This is a genomic window from Thalassotalea fusca (assembly GCF_053485835.1).
Genome location: NZ_JBQRUN010000001.1, coordinates 455,676 through 474,375 on the forward strand (window position 1 = coordinate 455,676; position 18,700 = coordinate 474,375).

20 protein-coding genes are annotated in these 18,700 nt (G+C 41.8%); all 20 read left to right on the plus strand.

Annotated elements, in window-relative coordinates; translation table 11 throughout:
* Window positions 1-8 precede the first annotated feature (8 nt).
* Window positions 9-548: a flagellar basal body-associated protein FliL gene (gene fliL, locus ACSLUK_RS01990; RefSeq protein ID WP_448546821.1), complete on the plus strand. Its 540-nt coding sequence runs from the start codon at window positions 9-11 to the stop codon at window positions 546-548.
* Window positions 549-586: 38 nt separating this feature from the next.
* Entirely contained in the window at window positions 587-1,654 is a 1,068-nt protein-coding gene (gene fliM, locus ACSLUK_RS01995) for a flagellar motor switch protein FliM (protein WP_448546822.1), read from the plus strand.
* 20 nt (window positions 1,655-1,674) lie between these two features.
* A complete protein-coding gene (gene fliN, locus ACSLUK_RS02000; RefSeq protein WP_448546823.1) occupies window positions 1,675-2,067 on the plus strand; it encodes a flagellar motor switch protein FliN in 393 nt (130 codons plus the stop codon).
* A gap of 4 nt (window positions 2,068-2,071) precedes the next feature.
* The gene (gene fliO / locus ACSLUK_RS02005; protein ID WP_448546824.1) at window positions 2,072-2,512 is read left to right on the plus strand and encodes a flagellar biosynthetic protein FliO; all 441 of its coding nucleotides are present in this window, start codon (window positions 2,072-2,074) and stop codon (window positions 2,510-2,512) included.
* Complete coding sequence (gene fliP, locus ACSLUK_RS02010) at window positions 2,499-3,275, plus strand: flagellar type III secretion system pore protein FliP (protein WP_448546825.1); 777 nt, start codon at window positions 2,499-2,501, stop codon at window positions 3,273-3,275. Before fliO ends, fliP begins: the two co-directional genes overlap by 14 nt.
* Window positions 3,275-3,544, plus strand: coding sequence for a flagellar biosynthesis protein FliQ (gene fliQ, locus ACSLUK_RS02015; protein ID WP_448546826.1), 270 nt, complete (start codon window positions 3,275-3,277; stop codon window positions 3,542-3,544). Before fliP ends, fliQ begins: the two co-directional genes overlap by 1 nt.
* Window positions 3,544-4,326, plus strand: coding sequence for a flagellar biosynthetic protein FliR (fliR, locus tag ACSLUK_RS02020; protein ID WP_448546827.1), 783 nt, complete (start codon window positions 3,544-3,546; stop codon window positions 4,324-4,326). The genes fliQ and fliR overlap by 1 nt, the downstream gene beginning before the upstream one ends.
* Complete coding sequence (gene flhB, locus ACSLUK_RS02025; protein WP_448546828.1) at window positions 4,326-5,456, plus strand: flagellar biosynthesis protein FlhB; 1,131 nt, start codon at window positions 4,326-4,328, stop codon at window positions 5,454-5,456. The genes fliR and flhB overlap by 1 nt, the downstream gene beginning before the upstream one ends.
* A gap of 83 nt (window positions 5,457-5,539) precedes the next feature.
* Window positions 5,540-7,642, plus strand: a complete 2,103-nt coding sequence (flhA, locus tag ACSLUK_RS02030; protein WP_448546829.1) for a flagellar biosynthesis protein FlhA — start codon at window positions 5,540-5,542, stop codon at window positions 7,640-7,642.
* Window positions 7,643-7,683: 41 nt separating this feature from the next.
* Window positions 7,684-9,171 carry a flagellar biosynthesis GTPase FlhF gene (gene flhF, locus ACSLUK_RS02035; RefSeq protein ID WP_448546830.1) on the plus strand — a complete coding sequence of 496 codons (1,488 nt, stop codon included), beginning with the start codon at window positions 7,684-7,686 and terminating at the stop codon, window positions 9,169-9,171.
* A 189-nt stretch (window positions 9,172-9,360) separates the two neighbouring features.
* Entirely contained in the window at window positions 9,361-10,203 is an 843-nt protein-coding gene (locus ACSLUK_RS02040) for a MinD/ParA family protein (protein ID WP_448546831.1), read from the plus strand.
* A gap of 21 nt (window positions 10,204-10,224) precedes the next feature.
* Complete coding sequence (locus ACSLUK_RS02045; RefSeq protein WP_448546832.1) at window positions 10,225-10,944, plus strand: RNA polymerase sigma factor FliA; 720 nt, start codon at window positions 10,225-10,227, stop codon at window positions 10,942-10,944.
* A 47-nt stretch (window positions 10,945-10,991) separates the two neighbouring features.
* Window positions 10,992-11,375 carry a chemotaxis response regulator CheY gene (cheY, locus tag ACSLUK_RS02050; RefSeq protein ID WP_448546833.1) on the plus strand — a complete coding sequence of 128 codons (384 nt, stop codon included), beginning with the start codon at window positions 10,992-10,994 and terminating at the stop codon, window positions 11,373-11,375.
* A gap of 30 nt (window positions 11,376-11,405) precedes the next feature.
* Entirely contained in the window at window positions 11,406-12,149 is a 744-nt protein-coding gene (locus ACSLUK_RS02055; RefSeq protein WP_448546834.1) for a protein phosphatase CheZ, read from the plus strand.
* Window positions 12,150-12,162: 13 nt separating this feature from the next.
* Complete coding sequence (locus tag ACSLUK_RS02060) at window positions 12,163-14,289, plus strand: chemotaxis protein CheA (RefSeq protein ID WP_448546835.1); 2,127 nt, start codon at window positions 12,163-12,165, stop codon at window positions 14,287-14,289.
* Window positions 14,290-14,321: 32 nt separating this feature from the next.
* Window positions 14,322-15,431, plus strand: coding sequence for a protein-glutamate methylesterase/protein-glutamine glutaminase (gene cheB / locus ACSLUK_RS02065; RefSeq protein WP_448546836.1), 1,110 nt, complete (start codon window positions 14,322-14,324; stop codon window positions 15,429-15,431).
* The gene (locus ACSLUK_RS02070) at window positions 15,424-16,170 is read left to right on the plus strand and encodes a flagellar motor protein (protein ID WP_448546837.1); all 747 of its coding nucleotides are present in this window, start codon (window positions 15,424-15,426) and stop codon (window positions 16,168-16,170) included. The genes cheB and ACSLUK_RS02070 overlap by 8 nt, the downstream gene beginning before the upstream one ends.
* Window positions 16,167-17,123, plus strand: coding sequence for a flagellar motor protein MotB (locus ACSLUK_RS02075; protein ID WP_448546838.1), 957 nt, complete (start codon window positions 16,167-16,169; stop codon window positions 17,121-17,123). The genes ACSLUK_RS02070 and ACSLUK_RS02075 overlap by 4 nt, the downstream gene beginning before the upstream one ends.
* An 11-nt stretch (window positions 17,124-17,134) precedes the next feature.
* Window positions 17,135-17,911 carry a ParA family protein gene (locus tag ACSLUK_RS02080; protein WP_448546839.1) on the plus strand — a complete coding sequence of 259 codons (777 nt, stop codon included), beginning with the start codon at window positions 17,135-17,137 and terminating at the stop codon, window positions 17,909-17,911.
* 4 nt (window positions 17,912-17,915) lie between these two features.
* Window positions 17,916-18,671, plus strand: a complete 756-nt coding sequence (locus ACSLUK_RS02085) for a chemotaxis protein CheW (RefSeq protein ID WP_448546840.1) — start codon at window positions 17,916-17,918, stop codon at window positions 18,669-18,671.
* Window positions 18,672-18,700: the final 29 nt, after the last annotated feature.

An 18,700-nucleotide genomic window follows, 5' to 3' on the forward strand; every position in this document is an offset into this window, starting at 1 on the left:
GGTCTAAGATGGCAGACGATAAAGAACTGGAACTGGATAATCCAGGCAAAAAGAAAAAGTTAATCATCATTATTGCCGTGGTCGCTGTTTTGGCGATTGGTGGCGGTGCGGCATTCTTCTTTATGGGCGGTAGTGAAGAAGTTTCTCAGGAACAGTTAGACGCCGCTCTCGATAGTGGTGGTGAAGGTGGAGAAGATGGCGCGACCGCTCAACCGTCAGCATCAACGGGCAGCGCATTATATGTACCAATGCCAAGACCGTTTAGATTTAATATTCCAGGCGCTGCGCGTGATAGATTCGTGGAAATACGGGTTCAGTTGCTAGTGAGAGGTTCTGACAACGAGGAAGCCGCTAAGAAACACGTGCCGTTAATTGAAAGTACTCTACTGGCGGTTTTCACCCAATCTAATGCTGACGATTTGGCAACAAGTGCCGGGAAAACATCACTTAAGCAAAAGGCGTTGGCTGAAGTACACAAGATTATGAATGATGTTGAAGGCAGTAATATTGTTGAGCAAGTGCTGTTTACAGGTTTTGTAATGCAGTAACGTGCGTTATGTAGCATTGACTAAAAAGAGAAAGACGCGTGAGTGACTTATTATCCCAAGACGAAATTGATGCGCTACTTCATGGCGTTGATGAGGTCGAAGAAGAAGAAATAGTCGAAGACTTTTCCCAACAAGAAGGGATGAGTGAATACGACTTTTCGTCTCAGGATCGTATTGTTCGTGGTCGAATGCCTACACTGGAAATGGTGAACGAACGATTTGCTCGTCATATGCGCATTAGTTTATTTAACATGATGCGCCGTACCGCTGAAGTATCAATTAACGGTATTCAAATGATTAAATTTGGCGAATACGTACATACGCTATTCGTCCCAACCAGTCTTAACATGGTACGCTTTCGTCCGTTAAAAGGAACGGCACTAATTACCATGGAAGCACGATTGGTTTTTATTCTTGTAGATAACTTTTTTGGTGGTGATGGCCGTTACCACGCGAAGATTGAAGGGCGCGAATTTACACCAACCGAGCGTCGTATTATTCAAATGTTACTGAAATTAATATTTGAAGACTACAAAGAGGCTTGGTCACCGGTAATGGATGTTTCGTTTGAGTACCTAGATTCTGAAGTTAACCCGTCAATGGCTAATATTGTCAGCCCAACTGAAGTTGTGGTGATAAGTTCCTTCCATATTGAACTTGACGGTGGTGGCGGTGACTTCCACGTAGCGTTGCCGTATTCAATGCTAGAGCCAATCAGAGAGTTACTTGATGCAGGTGTTCAAAGTGACAAAGAAGACACCGATATGCGCTGGTCTAAAGCATTGAGAGACGAAATACTTGATGTACCTGTTGAGCTTTCGACGAAATTCCTAGAAGTTAACTTACCACTGCAAAAAGTGATGGAATTAGAAGAAGGGGACATCATTCCAATTGAAATGCCAGAGCACATTACGGTGTTAATTGAAGACTTACCTTCATTTAGAGCGAAGTTAGGTAAGAGCCGTGAACATATAGCATTGAAGATTCAAGAGAAAATCAAGCGTCCTGAGTCAGTTAAATCTGAGCTGACAATATTGACTAAAGGTGGTAAGCGTCTCGATAGTGATGCAGAGCTGCACCTGTTAGAAGAAGATTTAGATTATTAAAGTAGTTTGAGGCATAACATATGAGTGATAGCGATGATGATTTAGGTATGTGGGATGAGGCGTTGAATGAACAAGCCGAAGCCGAAGCCAATGCCGAAAAAGTAGAATTAGAAGATTTAGAGGAAGAGGATGCACCAATTACCGGCGAAGAAAAACGCCGATTAGACGCAATTCTCGATATTCCGGTTACAATTTCGATGGAAGTTGGGCGTAGCCACATTAGTATTCGTAACTTATTGCAGTTGAATCAGGGCTCAGTGGTTGAGTTGGATCGTGTTGCGGGGGAAGCGTTGGATGTATTGGTTAATGGTACCTTGATCGCACATGGTGAAGTTGTGGTAGTAAACGATAAGTTTGGTATTCGCCTAACTGACGTAATTAGCCAGATTGAACGTATTAAAAAGCTCAAATAATAATATGATCAAACGCATTTTATTCGGCGGCTTGTTAGGTACGTATTCATCTCAGTTATTTGCGCTGACGCAAACTGCTGCGAGTCCGGTAGAAGTTGGCAAGCATGCAGGAACGAACGTTGATGCACTGAGTATGATAATGTCGCTACTAATGGTGCTGTTGGTTATTGTGGTTAGTGCATTAGTTCTCAAAAAGTTTCAACGTGTCAATCATGCTTCATCTGCAATGAAAGTCGTCGCTAGTTTATCGCTTGGCACCAAAGAGCGTATTGTGGTAGTTGAGGTTAATGGTGAACAACTGCTGTTAGGTGTTAGTCATCAGCAAATAACGTTGTTAAAAACGTTGGAATCGCCAATCGAAGTGAGCAACTTTTTAGCCGAACAGGTGGATAATCCACTGTTAAAATATTTCTTAAAGCAAAATAATAAAAATGAAACTTCCTAGTGCGAATTTTATTCTGGTAACAATTGCCACTTTTTTACTGTCAGCTTTTTCAGTTTCCGTAGGTGCCGCCGATGATTTGTCGTTGTCAGCGATAAAGTTAACCACAAACCCTGATGGCTCTCAAGAATACTCGGTGACCCTGCAAATATTGATTTTCATGACAGCGCTGAGTTTTATTCCAGCCGCGATCATCATGATGACATCTTTTACACGGATCGTCGTTGTTATGGCCATTCTAAGGCAAGCTTTTGGATTGCAACAAACACCCTCTAATCAAGTAATTATTGGTTTAACGCTATTCTTAACCTTATTTATTATGACTCCGGTCTATAATCAAGTAGACGAAATCGCTATTCAGCCTTATTTAGCTGAGCAATTGACCTCTGTGGAGGCGATCAACAAAGCTAAGGAACCTGTGCGCGCATTTATGCTTGAACAAACGCGCATAAAAGATCTAGACACACTTGCTAGCATGGCGGGTATAGAGGAAGTTGATCAACCGACTGATTTGCCTATGACGGTTATCATTCCTGCGTTTGTAATAAGCGAATTAAAAACTGCTTTCCAAATTGGTTTTATGTTATTTATTCCGTTTTTAATCATCGATTTAGTCGTAGCGAGTATTTTGATGGCAATGGGTATGATGATGTTGTCACCTATGATAGTTTCACTACCGTTTAAACTCATGCTATTTGTGTTAGTTGATGGTTGGAATTTAGTAATAGGCACGCTTGCAACAAGTTATGGCATGGGAGCGACCTGATGACACCTGAAGTATTTGTCGACATATTACGTGATGCGCTGTTCTTGGTGATTGTGCTTGTAAGCGCAGTTATTGTACCAAGCCTTGTTGTCGGGTTAATTGTGGCAGTATTTCAGGCTGCTACGTCTATCAATGAACAAACATTAAGTTTCTTACCTCGTTTAATTGTGACACTGCTTGCACTCATTGTTGGTGGCCATTGGCTAGTGCAGAAGTTAATGGACTACACGTTTCGTCTCATTGGTAGTATTCCTAGTGTGGTGAGTTGATGGAGTTTACGGAGTCAGTTATAAATCAGTACTTAGCTGATTTCTTATTGCCTCTTACGCGCGTTTCTGCACTTGTAATGGCAATGATAGGCTTTGGTGCAAAGTCAATTCCTACACGTGTTAAATTGTTTCTCTCGATTGCTATAACCGTTGCGATAATGCCCGCTATCCCTCCTGCGCGTGTTGAATCCTTATTCTCATTTGAAATGACCCTGCTTGTTGCACAGCAAACTATCATTGGTGTGATGATTGGCTTTGTCACGGTAATGGTCGTTAATACTTTTACCTTGGCCGGTCAGATCATTGCCATGCAAACAGGCTTGGGGTTTGCGTCACTGGTTGATCCTGCGAGTGGTATGAATGTGCCTGCTGTTGGGCAATTTTTTCTAATCTTGTCGTCTTTGCTGTTCTGGGGGATGGATGGCCATTTGGCTTATTTGCAATTTGTTGCGGCAAGCTTCCATACATTACCGATTCCACTCATAGAATTTGAGCCTGTAAAATTTAGAGAAATAGTAGAGTGGGCAAGCTGGATGTTTGCAACGGCGTTGTCGTTATCGATGGCTCCGCTGACAGCAATGTTACTGATCAATTTTTCGTTTGGTATCATGACACGTGCTGCGCCTCAGCTGAATATCTTTGCTATTGGTTTCCCAATTACTATGTGTTCTGGTTTGCTCATCATGTGGCTAACAATGGGCAACTTTATGACGCACTTTGAAAGCCAGTGGCAACGTGCGCTGGACTTTAGTTGTTATCTGATTAACTGTGAGACAAGATAATGGCAGAGAGTGATAGTGGTGAAAAAACCGAAGAACCGACGGCCAAAAAGCTGTCGGAAGCCCGAAAAAAAGGCCAGATAGCCCGTTCCAAAGACTTAGGCACCATGTTCGTGCTCGTAGGTAGTGCAATAGCGCTGATGCTGACAGGTGAAATGTTGGTTAATCGATTGTTGTTAATGATGAGGCGATTGTTTAGTCTCTCACGTGAAGAAGTACTTGATATTCACGCGCTTTTTAATGTTGTTGGAGAAAGTGTTTATCACGTGATCTTACCGCTAAGTTGGATATTTGCCATTATTATGTTGGCGGCATTTGTCGGTAATACTTTACTTGGAGGTATTAATTTTTCTGTAGAGGCGATGGCGCCGAAAGCAAGCAAACTTTCGCCTATTGCTGGCTTTAAACGTATGTTTGGTGTGCAGGCATATGTAGAGCTTGTTAAATCGCTGCTGAAATTCTTCGTGGTGTTTTTTGTCGCATATTTATTACTTTCAACATTATTTGACCAGATTTTATTCCTGAGTATTGAAGACATCCCCTTTAATTTTGAACACGCAGTTGAGCTGCTGTTGTGGATGTTCTTGGCATTATCTTGTTCGTTGGCAATTATTGTGGTGATAGATGCGCCTTATCAAAAATGGAACCACACGCGTCAGTTAAAGATGACCAAGCAAGAAGTTAAGGATGAAATGAAGAACACAGAGGGTAGTCCGGAAACTAAGGGACGAATTCGTCGTGCGCAATATGATATGTCAAAAAGGCGCATGATGTCAGAAGTTGCTAAGTCTGACGTTGTTATTACCAACCCTACCCATTTTTCTGTGGCATTAAAATATGATAGCAGCGATGGCAGAGCCCCCGTGGTTGTTGCTAAAGGTGTTGATGAAATGGCAATTCATATTCGTACCATTGCTAAGGAGCATGGTATAGAAATTATTGCCTCGCCTGCATTGGCACGCTCACTTTATTATACTACTGAGCTTGATGACGAGATCCCTGAAGAACTGTTTGCTGCGGTAGCACAAATACTTGCCTTTATTTTCCAGTTGAATGAGCATAAGAAGGGGCGGGCCAAGCGACCTAAGCCGGTGTCAAAAACCCTACCGATTCCGGATGACTACCGATACTAATAGCAATTGAATATTAATGTAATTTCTTGGTCTGAATTTTGCTGAGCTAAATGCATGCGTCAAAATTACAGCGAAGAGATTAAATGCAATTAGCTGCACATTTCAATCAATTCAAAAATAAAAAACTCGGATTGCTTTCCGGTTTAGGAACACCAATTTTGGTGATGGCAGCGCTGGGCATGGTTATTCTGCCTATGCCAGCGTTTTTGCTAGATATCTTGTTTTCTTTCAACATCGCATTAGCGCTTGTCGTGTTACTTATCACGGTTTATACCTTAAAACCGTTAGATTTTGGCTCCTTTCCTGCTGTGTTATTAATTGCAACTATTTTGCGATTGGCGCTCAACGTTGCCAGTACCCGAGTCGTGTTACTTGAAGGCCATAATGGGCCTGACGCAGCTGGTAATGTTATTGAAGCATTTGGCTCCGTTGTTATCGGTGGAAACTATGCGGTTGGTCTCGTTGTATTTTTGATTTTGGTTATTATCAACTTTGTGGTTGTCACCAAAGGTGCAGGCCGTATTTCAGAAGTAACCGCTCGCTTCACACTAGACGCAATGCCGGGCAAACAGATGGCGATTGATGCCGATTTGAATGCAGGCTTTATCAGCGCTGAGCAAGCTAGAGAGCGTCGCAATGAAGTAACAGCCGAAGCAGACTTCTATGGTTCTATGGACGGTGCGAGTAAATTTGTTAAAGGTGATGCTGTTGCGGGTATTTTGATTTTATTTATCAATATTATTGGCGGTTTAGTAATTGGCATGGTGCAGCATGATCTGTCATTCGATTCTGCCGTAGAGATTTATACCTTACTGACCATTGGTGATGGCTTAGTTGCGCAAATTCCTGGGCTATTACTTTCGGTTGGTACCGCTATTGTCGTTACGCGTCAAAATACTACGCAAGACATGGGTCATCAGGTTAGTACGCAGCTAGGTCAAGAAAAATCTCTCTATATTGCGGCTGGTGTCATGTTTGTTATGGGGATAGTTCCCGGCATGCCAAAGGTCGCTTTTTGGCTATTTGCGATATTGATATCTGGCTTGGCCTATTTTGGCGAGAAGTACAAAAAAGCCAAGGCGATGCAAGAAGCACAGCAAGCTGAGGAGAGTCAGGCCGAAAGTCAACAGCAGCAGTCAGAAGTCAAAGAACTAGATTGGGATGACGTTAACCATGTCGATATTATCGGCTTAGAAATTGGTTACCGATTGATTCCTATGGTGGACAAATCTCAAGGTGGAGAGTTACTTAACCGTATAAAAGGGGTTCGTAAAAAACTATCTCAAGAGTTCGGTTTTCTTGTACCTGCTGTACATATTCGTGACAATTTAGATCTAGACCCTAATACCTATCAAATCTCGTTAATGGGGGTGACGGTCGGTGAGGCTGAAATTCGCCATGATCATGAACTTGCCATTAATCCAGGCCAAGTATACGGAAAATTAGATGGTACACCGACCAAAGATCCTGCTTTTGGGTTAGATGCCGTCTGGATAAAACAAAATCAGCGAGAACAAGCGCAGGCACTTGGCTATACCGTAGTTGATGCGTCTACTGTTTTAGCAACGCATTTAAGCCAAATACTCACTAATAATGCCGCTCAGTTGCTTGGGCATGAAGAAGTTCAAAATCTACTGGATATGTTATCTAAGAATTATCCTAAGTTAGTTGAAGGATTAATTCCTGATGTGCTGACGTTGGGGACGGTTGTGAAGGTATTCCAAAACCTAATGAATGAAGGTGTTGCCATTCGAGATATGCGCAGCATTGTACAAACATTAGTAGAGTATGGACCCAAAAGCCAAGACCCAGAAGTATTAACAGCAGCCGTGCGAATAACACTGCGAAGATTTATTGTTCAAGAGCTCGTAGGCCCAGCCCCAGAAATACCCGTCATAACATTGTCACCAGAGTTGGAACAAATGTTGCACCAGTCAATGCAAATGGCAGGAGATGACGGTGCGGGTATTGAGCCGGGTCTTGCAGAGCGACTACAAACATCGTTATCCGATGGTGCGCAGCAGCAAGAAATGGCAGGCGATACACCAGTATTGTTAACCTCAGGTATTTTACGCTCTGTACTGGCAAAATTCGTCAAATATACGATTCCGGGTTTACGCGTAATTTCTTACCAAGAAATACCTGATGACAAACAAATTAAGATTGTCAGCGCAATTGGGCAATAAGCACTAGCGAATGGCAAAGCAGTAAAATTAAGGGGTAGCTTGTGAAAATTAGACGATATGTAGCAAAAGACATGAGAACTGCGTTAGCTCAAATTAAAGAAGAATTGGGCGCAGATGCAGTCATTATGTCGAACAAGAAAATCCCTGAAGGCGTAGAACTAATGGCAGCGGTTGATTACAATCAGCAAGCTAGTTCAGCGCCAGTTACTGCATCTGAAGAACCACAAGAGTTAGCGATTGATGGACGCGCCATTGATAACGACGTTGTTTCATTAGGTGAGCAAGCGCCAACACAAGCTGCAATGACCGCTTCCTCGGAGCAACCGCCCGCCGATAGCTTACAGGCCTTATTGCAGCGTCAGACATCAAAAACTAATCACAGTGCCCCTCAACATGTCGATATTGCAAATCAGTCAGTGAGTTCACGAACGCCCCGCGAACTTGATATCGAAGCACAGTTTAAGAATTTTACTCAGCGTTTAGAGCAAGGGTCTACAACAAATAGTCAAGAAAGTGACGCTTTGCCTTCTTCAAAGGCACAAACGTCAACAGAGCAATCCACTGGGCATCAGAATAATGTAGCGGCCAACAATGTTTCGCGCGATGCTGAACTTGAGCAAATGAGACAAGAAATGGCGTCTATTCGTCAATTGCTAGAGCATCAAGTCTCTGGACTGATGTGGCAGGACATGGCGCAACGCGACCCAAACAAAGCGCTTTTAGTAAATCGACTATTAGACATGGGGATTAGCGAGCAAGTAGCAGAGCAAGTGGCGTGCTATGTGCCGAATAATTACAGTGAAGAACGTGCGTGGGAAAGTGCGAAGCAATTACTCAGTCGCCAATTACAAACGACTAGTAATGAAATTATACATCGCGGTGGCGTGGTATCTTTAGTGGGACCAACGGGCGTAGGTAAAACGACTACCATTGCAAAATTAGCTGCACGCTTTGCACAAGTTCATGGAGCAGACCAAGTGGTGATGATTTCGACTGACAGTTACCGCATTGCGGGTTTCGAGCAACTTGCGACCTATGGAAAAATCATTGGCTGTCCAGTAAAGCAAGCGAAGAGTGCGCAAGATCTAGACGCATTATTACAGCAATATGGTAATAAGAAGTTAATACTAATTGATACAGCCGGAATGGGACAAAGAGATATGCGGTTAGCCGAGCATTTGACTACCTTAATTGCAAATTCTCGTGTTAAAATTCGCAACTACTTAGTACTGGCTGCAAACGCTCAACAAAGGGTATTACAAGAAAATGTAGAGCGATTTAACAAGATTCCATTAGCAGGCTGTATCTATACAAAACTAGACGAAAGCCTCAGTATTGGAGAAATTATTGCAACGTCTATTCAAAATGGGCTTCCTATAGGTTATCTTACTGATGGACAAAGAGTTCCAGAAGACATTAAAGTTGCAAATGCAGAAAAGTTAGTTACGCTTGCTGATAGGTTAGCAATCAAAACAAGTGGTCATAAGTTCTGGCGTTCAGCCGGGCACAAGTCCACTGCAGTTGTTTAGAGTATTTGATATACCAATTATTAGCGATTGTGGATTATTTGAACATCTAATAATTGTTTCGTCGCCTAACATTGAACAACCATGGCTATTTCTATAATCTTAGTTAGGTTATGTAATTAGTATACGTTCAATCAATCAGGCAAATACAACCGTTCAATGATTGGTATTTGTAGTTGAGAATTAAAATAAATGATAGATCAGGCTAGCGGCTTAAGAAGAATGCAAGAACCTCATCATATTAAAGTTATTGCGGTATCTGGAGGAAAAGGAGGCGTTGGTAAAACAAACGTTTCACTTAATACATCTATCGCGTTAGCACAACAAGGCAAACGAGTACTTGTACTAGATGCTGACTTAGGTTTGGCCAATGTAGACGTAATGCTCGGTCTGCGTGTTCGCCGAAATTTATCTCATGTATTGTCTGGCGAATGCGAGCTGGATGACATTATCATTGAAGGACCAGCAGGGATAAAAATTATACCTGCAACTTCAGGCACACAGTCAATGGTCGATCTAACGCCATCAGAGCATGCGGGATTGATTCGTGCATTCAGTGATATGAAAACTGAATTCGATGTACTTATTGTAGATACCGCTGCTGGTATTTCAGATATGGTATTAAGTTTTGCCCGCGCTGCACAAGATATCATGCTTGTGGTTTGTGACGAACCCACCTCAATTACTGACTGTTACGCATTGATGAAGTTATTGAGTCGTGATCACGACATATTCAAATTCAAAGTTGTTGCAAATATGGTGCGAAGTCCCAAAGAAGGACAGCAATTATTTGCTAAACTATCTAAGGTAACCGATCGATTTTTAGATGTGGCATTAGAGTTAGTTGCTGTTGTACCTTACGATGAAAATATTCGTAAGTCTGTACGGAAACAACAAGCTATCGTTGAAGCGTTTCCTGATTCTCCTGCATCAAAAGCGTTTAAGGCATTAGCGACTAGAATTACAAAGTGGCCAATACCTCATCAAGCGTCAGGTCATTTAGAGTTTTTTATTGAACAATTACTCGATAATTAGTTTAAGGAAGAGTGAACGATAGTGATTAAAGCGAATGCTTATAATGCTCATATCGACAAAACTGCCTTAATTGAACAGCATACTGTTCTAGTAAAACGTATCGCCTATCATTTACTCGCTAGATTACCCGCCAGTGTCATCGTTGATGACTTGATACAGTCTGGCATGGTCGGGCTGTTAGAGGCCGCCAATAATTTCGATCACAGTAAAGGCGCTAGTTTTGAAACGTTTGCCGGTATTCGTATTCGTGGAGCAATGCTTGACGAAATGCGACGCGGCGATTGGACTCCTCGCTCTGTACACCGCAATAGCCGTATGATCAGCGATGCAATAAAAACACTAGAGGCTGAATTAGGGCGAGATGTATCAGATGTTGAAGTTGCTGAAAAACTTGATATTTCGCTGAATGAGTATCATCATATTCTTAATGAAGTGAGTACAGGGAAAATAATTGGTATAGATGATTTGGGGGTTAGTGAAGATGTCATCCATACTCAAACAGAGAATCAAGGAAGTGACCCGTATCAAGACATTGAACATTCTGTGTTCAAAAAGTCACTGAGCGAGTGTATTACCACTTTACCTGAGCGTGAAGCTTTAGTACTGTCGCTCTATTATGACGAAGAATTGAATTTACGTGAAATTGGTCAGGTGCTAGATGTAAGTGAATCTAGAGTGAGCCAAATTCATAGCCAAGCATTACATCGATTAAAAGCGCGTATGCAATCTTGGCAAAGTTAAGTACAATATATTAGTAAAGAAATTAAATTATCTCCCCGGAGGGCGCCTTGGATAAAAATATGAAAGTGCTTGTTGTTGATGATTTTTCAACAATGAGACGTATAGTGAAGAATTTGTTACGCGATTTAGGTTTCACCAACATTCAAGAGGCTGATGATGGTAGTACTGCGTTGCCAATGCTTCAAGGTGGAGACTTTGACTTTGTTGTTACAGACTGGAACATGCCGGGTATGCAAGGTATTGACTTGCTAAAAGCAATTAGAGCTGACGAAAAGTTAGCGCATATTCCTGTGTTAATGGTTACTGCCGAAGCTAAGAAAGAGCAGATTGTCATGGCAGCGCAAGCTGGTGTAAATGGTTACATTGTTAAGCCATTTACTGCGGCTACGCTAAAAACTAAGCTCGATAAAATATTTGAGCGATTAGCGTAATTTAATCAATCTGTTTGATTAGGATGTTGCATGAATAAACTACCAAATGTTCATGTGTCGTTGGAGCAGGCTAAGCGATTAGTTGAATACCTCGAGACAGGACAACAGGAAAAAGCAGATGAACTGATTTCTGAAATTCAGAATCCGATCAACTCTGAATTATTTGCTGAAATAGGCAAGTTAACGCGCCAATTGCATGATTCTTTAATGAATTTTCAATTGGATTCTCGTTTGAACGACCTAGCTACAGCGGATATTCCTGACGCTAAAGAGCGTTTAAACTACGTGATTAGTCGCACAGAAGATGCGGCTAATAAAACGATGGACGCAGTAGAGTCTATTTTTCCTGTGGTTGATTCTATTCAAAAGCAAGTTAAAGCAGTAAATCCCCTTTGGGAAAAGCTCATGCATAACGATTTAGAATTAAACGAATTCAAATTGTTATGCCATGACATCGATAAACTCCTGAAAACTACTGACACTGAAACAGCTAAAATGCATGCATTAATGACTGATGTGTTAATGGCACAGGATTTTCAGGATCTTACTGGACAAGTAATTCGCAAAGTTATCGACCTCGTCCGTGAAGTGGAAGATAGCTTGATTAACATGTTAACCGCTTTTGGTATTTCATCTGATGAAGCCAAAGAAAAAGCTAGGCCTTCAGTGGGCGAGAATTTAGTTGAAGGGCCTATCGTTAACAAAGAAGAAAGAGATGACGTTGTTGCTGACCAAGATGATGTTGATGATCTCTTATCTAGCTTAGGATTTTAAGGGGAGTTGGTGGATGTCTTACGAAGCGGACGAAGAAATTCTACAGGACTTTTTAATTGAAGCTGGCGAAATTTTAGAGAGTCTTTCTGAACAGCTAGTAGAATTAGAAAACGATCCTGATAACGCTGATTTACTCAATGCTATATTTAGAGGCTTCCACACAGTAAAAGGTGGCGCTGGATTCTTATCATTGACTGAGTTAGTTGATGCCTGTCATGGTGCGGAAAACGTGTTTGATGTTCTTAGGAATAATCAACGTTCGGTTACTCCTGAATTGATGGATGTGATTTTAAAAGCATTAGACACTATCAATGATATGTTTGCTCAAGTTCAAAACAGAGAAGAAGTAGACCCGGCAGATCCTCATTTATTGGAAGAGTTGCATCGTTTAAGCGAGCCAGAAGGGGCGGAATCTTCGGCTCCAGCTCCTGCTCCAGAACCCGTGCAAGCGCCAGAACCAAAACCTGAGTCTTCAGCAAGTAGCACGGACGAAATGAGTGAAGAAGACTTTGAAAAGCTTCTCGATGAATTGCACGGTGGTGGCGCTCCAGGTGCAGCTACTGCTTCTGAACCAGCTACTAGCGTTGCCACAAGTAATAGTGATGAAATCTCAGATGATGAATTTGAATCATTGCTTGATGAACTGCACGGGCAAGGGGCATTTTCGTCAAATGTAGAGGGCAATAAAACATCGTCTAATTCAGATGAAATTAACGATGATGAGTTTGAAGCATTACTCGATGAACTTCACGGCAAAGGAAAAAGCCCTGCAGCTAATACTTCAGCTTCTTCGCCAGCTGCGGAGCAACCAAGCGCTAAGCCAACACCAGCTCCTGCGCCAGCTTCAACTCAAGCGGCTAAGCCTGCTGCACCAGCACCGTCAAGTGCTGCTGCGAAACCTGCCGCTAAAAAGCCTGCTGAAAAGAAAGCAGCGACCAGTGCATCACAAGGTGAAACTACGGTTCGTGTTGATACCAAACGACTTGACCAAATCATGAATATGGTGGGTGAATTAGTATTGGTTCGTAATCGACTAACTAGTTTAGGTATGACCAAAGAAGATGAAGAGTTAACGAAAGCGGTGTCTAACCTAGACGCTGTGACGACTGATTTGCAAGGTGCGGTCATGAAGACCCGTATGCAACCAATCAAAAAAGTATTTGGTCGTTTTCCTCGTGTTGTAAGAGACTTGGCGAGAAGTTTACATAAAGAGATAAAATTAATTCTAGAAGGTGAAGAAACGGATTTAGATAAGAATCTTGTTGAAGCACTTGCCGATCCTTTAGTCCATTTAGTGCGTAACTCAGTAGATCATGGTATTGAAGAGCCAGATGTTAGGGTGGCTAATGGCAAAGAACGCGAAGGTACTGTTATTTTATCTGCGTCACAAGAAGGTGATCACATTCTCTTAACTATTAGAGATGATGGCGCGGGAATGAATGCTGATAAGCTAAAAAGCATTGCGATAAGCCGCGGTGTATTAGACGAAGATGCTGCAGCACGCATGTCTGATCAGGAAGCGTATAACCTTATTTTTGCTCCTGGATTTTCGACAAAGACAGAGATTTCCGAAGTTTCGGGCCGTGGTGTTGGTATGGACGTTGTTAAAACGAAAATCACCCAGCTAAACGGCACTGTTTCGATTGATTCAGAATTAGGAATTGGTACGGTCCTTGAAATCAAGGTACCTTTAACATTGGCGATATTACCAACGCTAATGGTGGTTGTTGGCGAACAAACATTTGCGCTACCGCTTGCAGGTGTTAATGAAATTTTCCATCTTGATCTTACGAATACCAATGTAGTTGATGGTCAATTAACAATAATTGTTCGTGATAAGGCAATTCCATTGTTCTATCTTGATCAATGGCTGGTGAGAGATTTTGTCGATAAACCAAGAGACAAAGGGCATGTAGTCATTGTTCAATTGGGCACACAACAAGTTGGTTTTGTTGTAGATAGCTTAATTGGGCAGGAAGAGGTGGTGATTAAACCACTCGATAGATTACTTCATGGCACGCCGGGAATGGCTGGCGCGACTATTACAAGTGATGGTGGTATAGCGTTGATCATCGATGTACCTAATATGCTGAAGTTTTACGCGAAAAAATCTTCTATTCATAAGAAATTGCGTTCTTAGCATAGGCTAAGTGCTAACAAAAGAGAAAATAGATGGCCTACAAGGTATTGGTTGTTGATGATTCAAGCTTTTTCCGTCGACGGGTAACCGATATTGTCAATAGTGACCCCAATCTTGAAGTGATTGGTGCTGCTGTAAACGGTTTAGAAGCCGTTGAAAAAGCACAGACCTTAAAACCTGATGTCATAACGATGGATATAGAGATGCCGTTATTAAATGGCATCGATGCTGTAAAGCAAATCATGGAGAAATCACCAACCGCAATTTTGATGTTTTCTTCTCTAACCCATCAAGGCGCCAAGGCAACCTTAGACGCGCTTGATGCAGGAGCATTAGATTTTCTACCTAAGAAATTTAATGAAATAGCCAGCTCTACCTCTGATGCTGGCAATATTTTGCGTCAAAGAGTACTGGAGCTAGCGCGTAAAAGAGTTCCTAGATTAAGAAGGGTAACGCCTCGTACAACTCCTACAGAGGGGCTCAGAAGCCAAGCGGTACCTTCTACGCCAGCACGCGAGGTAGGTAAAACACCAACGTCAACTTTTCGACGTAGTTCAGGAAAGAAATATAAATTAGTAGCTATCGGTACCTCTACCGGTGGCCCAGTAGCATTGCAAAAAATTCTTACCCAATTACCAGAAGACTTCCCTTTACCCATCGTCATGGTGCAACACATGCCAGCAGCATTTACTAATGCTTTTGCTAACCGATTGAATACGTTATGTAAAATAAGAGTGAAAGAAGCTGAAAATGGCGATATTCTTAAACCTGGCTGTGCGTATTTAGCCCCCGGTGGTAAACAACTTATTATCGATGGTACGGAAAGTGCAGCAAGACTAAAAGTAATTGATGATGATTCAGAGCGCATTGCATTTAAGCCAAGCGTAGATATTAGTTTTGGCTCTGCTGCAAAGATCTTTTCGGGCAATGTGTTGGGAATTATTCTTACCGGAATGGGATCTGACGGGAGAGAAGGGTCGCGCATGTTGAAAGCAAAAGGCTCAACAATTTGGGCACAGGACGAGGCTACCAGCGTTGTATACGGAATGCCGCAAGCGGTTACTGCTGCTGGGATTACAGATATTTCGTTGCCTCTTTATGATTTTCCTTTGAGTATACTGAAGGAACTTCAGCATGGATAAGCTGAGTGTTCTTGGTATATGTTTAGCAATAGTCGCCATATATTTTGGTTTTGTACTAGATGGCGGCTCAATTGTTACTTTACTTGAATTACCCGCATTTATTATCGTTTTTGGTGGCACAATTGGCGCAGTAATGTTGCAATCGTCGACTGCACAATTTTTTCACTCTTTATCGTTATTGAAATGGATCTTTGTTCCTCCGAATTATGATGTTAATAAAGGAATTACCGACATCGTAGAGTGGGCGACCAAGGCACGAGAATCAGGCTACTTAGTACTAGAAGGTGTTGCCGAAGAAGAAGAAGACTTTTATGTTAGAAAAGGGCTCAATATGCTCGTTGATGGCAACGAAGTCGACAACCTTCGCGTATCGCTAGAGCTGGATTTAGATTTGTATCGTGAACATAACCTTCGTTCTGCGCATGTTTTTGAGTCAATGGGCGGTTATAGTCCGACAATTGGTATTTTGGGGGCTGTGCTTGGTTTGATTCACGCCATGAGCAATCTTTCCGATCCTGAAGCTTTGGGTCATGGCATAGCTACTGCGTTTGTTGCAACGATCTACGGTGTTGGCTTTGCCAACTTAATTTATATTCCAATAGCAAACAAAATAAAATCAATCGTTCACGAACAAACAATGTATCGTGAGATGATTGCTGAGGGGATTATTTCAATTGCACAGGCTGAAAACCCTCATGCGATAGAAAACAAACTATCAGCATTCAGGTTAGAGCAATGAGGCGATTAAAAGCGCGAAGACATTCAGTTGAGCACGACAATGTTGATCGTTGGTTGGTATCTTACGCCGATTATATGACGTTATTGTTTGCGTTATTCGTTGTTTTGTACGCAATGGCAATTGTTAACGAAAAGCCTTTTGAAACCGTCACAGAATCGATCGGCCGAGTATTTCAAGCTAACGAAGCATTGCCAAAAAATCGTGGTCATGGTGATGACATACTTCCAGTAAACACCGCCAGAACAAATAAGCGATTATACGGTAACGGTATATTAGAAGACGCAGGCCCCGAGTTATTGGATGGTGAGGCGACTTTATCAAATGTAGATGAGAGTGACGTTGGCACTAACTTAACTTCATTAGAAGAAGAATTACACACCGCTTTGTATGATTTAGTTGAATCGGGCTATGCACAACTGCAAATAGACGGTGACTGGCTAGAGATTGAACTTAACAGTGGCTTGTTATTTCCATCAGGCTCTTCTTCGCCTACAACTTCAGCTCAAGCAATTCTCTCTGTAATTTATGATGTAATAGGTGATGTTTCTAATTATATTCGAGTTAGAGGGTATACAGATAACCAGCCCATAAATACAGAAATTTTCCCATCTAACTGGGAGTTGTCTGTCTACCGTGCCACTGCAATTTTAAGGGTACTTGAAGAATTAAACTTAAACCCGGCAAGAATGGCGATTGAAGGATACGGTCAGTATTATCCGAACGCGGATAATGCTACAAGAAACGGGCGAGCACAAAATCGTAGGGTTGTGATTGCAATTTCTAAATATGGATTAGATGAAGCAAATTTAGTTAATGCTCCTACAATTAGTGTAGAGGACGTTAACGCGATAAAGAACGTTCAAACTCAAGATGATACCGAAGAAATTCGCATTATACGGTTAGAAAATGGCGGTATACGTATTACTACGCGCAAAGATGAATCAGAGCAATAACAGGTGAACGATTGATAACTTGGACTATAGCCAATCAAAAAGGTGGTGTCGGAAAGACAACTACAACGATTACGTTAGGTGGCTTGCTTGCTGAACGTGGTTACCGTGTGCTGTTAGTAGACACAGATCCTCACGCATCATTAAGTTATTATTTTGGTATTGAATCTGAAGATTTGGAACTGAGTGTTTATGATCTATTTGTACAGGTTTCAACCAAAGAGCAAATTTTACAAAGCCTTTGCCCTACCAAATACTCTAATATTGATATATTACCTGCCACGATGGGACTAGCGACGTTAGATCGCTCACTCGGTAGTAAAGGTGGTATGGGATTGGTGCTTAAAAAAGCCATGAACCTTTTACACAGTGAATATGACTTCGTGTTGATGGATTGTCCCCCTGTGCTTGGTGTATTAATGGTCAACGCATTAGCTGCATCGAACCGTATTATTGTGCCCGTACAAACTGAGTTTTTAGCACTGAAGGGATTAGATCGCATGATGAAGACGCTTGAAATCATGCAAGGGGAGCAAGAAGAACCATTTACTTATTCCATTGTTCCCACTATGTTCGATAAACGCACCAAAGCATCACTACTAGCTTATCGAAAACTCCAAGAGCTATATTCTGAAGCGGTTTGGCCCGGTGTTATCCCAATTGATACAAATTTCCGTAATTCGAGTGAGTCACAAAAAGTGCCTTCTGATTTTGCGCCATCGTCGCGCGGCGTATATGCTTATAATAGCTTTCTGGATTATTTACTTAAGCTGGAAAAAGAGAGAAGTTAATTAAATGTCAAAATCGTTAGCGGCAAGCCAAGAGTTGATGAAAACCTATCTATCTGAACTTTTAACTGAAGAACAGATAGTAGAGAAGTCTTTGTCGCCATCTTCATCTGCTACCGCCCCAAAAACAATTGAGAAAGAAAAGCTTGATCGTTTATTAGCACAAGCAAATGTGTTGAAAGATGCACCTAAAGAAGCTGTCATTACATCAACAAAGTCTGAAAACAAGTCACTTGAGCGCCCAATAGAAGCAGCAGAGATTAAGACTGAGAAAAGTAGTGGTCCGCTTAAGGTAAAAGTAACTTCTCAACATAAAGAAGAGGCATTTCAAGCAATGTTCTTTGAAGTGGCAGGCTTGACCATTGCCGTGCCATTGATAGAACTTGGCGGTATTCATAATGTTGAGAAAACCACCAACCTAATGGGAAAACCCGATTGGTTTAAGGGCGTAATGCTACATAGAGATGAAAAAATCAACGTTGTCGATACTGCTTTATGGGTCATGCCAGAAAAATGTGACGAAACTTTGAAAAGTTCGCTAAACTATCAGTATATCATTATGTTAAATGATAGCGCGTGGGGGTTGATGGCTGAAAATCTAGTTGATACAGTCACTTTACAACCACAAGACGTTAAATGGCTGGAACAGAAGTCTAAACGACCTTGGTTGGCAGGCTTAGTGAAAGATAGAATGTGTGCATTACTAGACGTTAACGCGCTAATTCAATTACTTGATGAAGGTGCGAACATTAACAAATTTTAATGATTCGTGCTTTAAATAGCTCAATATCG

Bases quoted from the DNA above. Each gene is read 5' to 3' on its own strand.
- fliL (WP_448546821.1), top strand. From the start codon at position 9: ATGGCAGACGATAAAGAACTGGAACTGGATAATCCAGGCAAAAAGAAA.
- fliN (WP_448546823.1), top strand. From the start codon at position 1,675: ATGAGTGATAGCGATGATGATTTAGGTATGTGGGATGAGGCGTTGAAT.
- fliO (WP_448546824.1), top strand. From the start codon at position 2,072: ATGATCAAACGCATTTTATTCGGCGGCTTGTTAGGTACGTATTCATCT.
- fliP (WP_448546825.1), top strand. From the start codon at position 2,499: ATGAAACTTCCTAGTGCGAATTTTATTCTGGTAACAATTGCCACTTTT.
- fliQ (WP_448546826.1), top strand. From the start codon at position 3,275: ATGACACCTGAAGTATTTGTCGACATATTACGTGATGCGCTGTTCTTG.
- fliR (WP_448546827.1), top strand. From the start codon at position 3,544: ATGGAGTTTACGGAGTCAGTTATAAATCAGTACTTAGCTGATTTCTTA.
- flhB (WP_448546828.1), top strand. From the start codon at position 4,326: ATGGCAGAGAGTGATAGTGGTGAAAAAACCGAAGAACCGACGGCCAAA.
- flhA (WP_448546829.1), top strand. From the start codon at position 5,540: ATGCAATTAGCTGCACATTTCAATCAATTCAAAAATAAAAAACTCGGA.
- ACSLUK_RS02040 (WP_448546831.1), top strand. From the start codon at position 9,361: ATGATAGATCAGGCTAGCGGCTTAAGAAGAATGCAAGAACCTCATCAT.
- ACSLUK_RS02055 (WP_448546834.1), top strand. From the start codon at position 11,406: ATGAATAAACTACCAAATGTTCATGTGTCGTTGGAGCAGGCTAAGCGA.
- ACSLUK_RS02060 (WP_448546835.1), top strand. From the start codon at position 12,163: ATGTCTTACGAAGCGGACGAAGAAATTCTACAGGACTTTTTAATTGAA.
- cheB (WP_448546836.1), top strand. From the start codon at position 14,322: ATGGCCTACAAGGTATTGGTTGTTGATGATTCAAGCTTTTTCCGTCGA.
- ACSLUK_RS02070 (WP_448546837.1), top strand. From the start codon at position 15,424: ATGGATAAGCTGAGTGTTCTTGGTATATGTTTAGCAATAGTCGCCATA.
- ACSLUK_RS02075 (WP_448546838.1), top strand. From the start codon at position 16,167: ATGAGGCGATTAAAAGCGCGAAGACATTCAGTTGAGCACGACAATGTT.
- ACSLUK_RS02085 (WP_448546840.1), top strand. From the start codon at position 17,916: ATGTCAAAATCGTTAGCGGCAAGCCAAGAGTTGATGAAAACCTATCTA.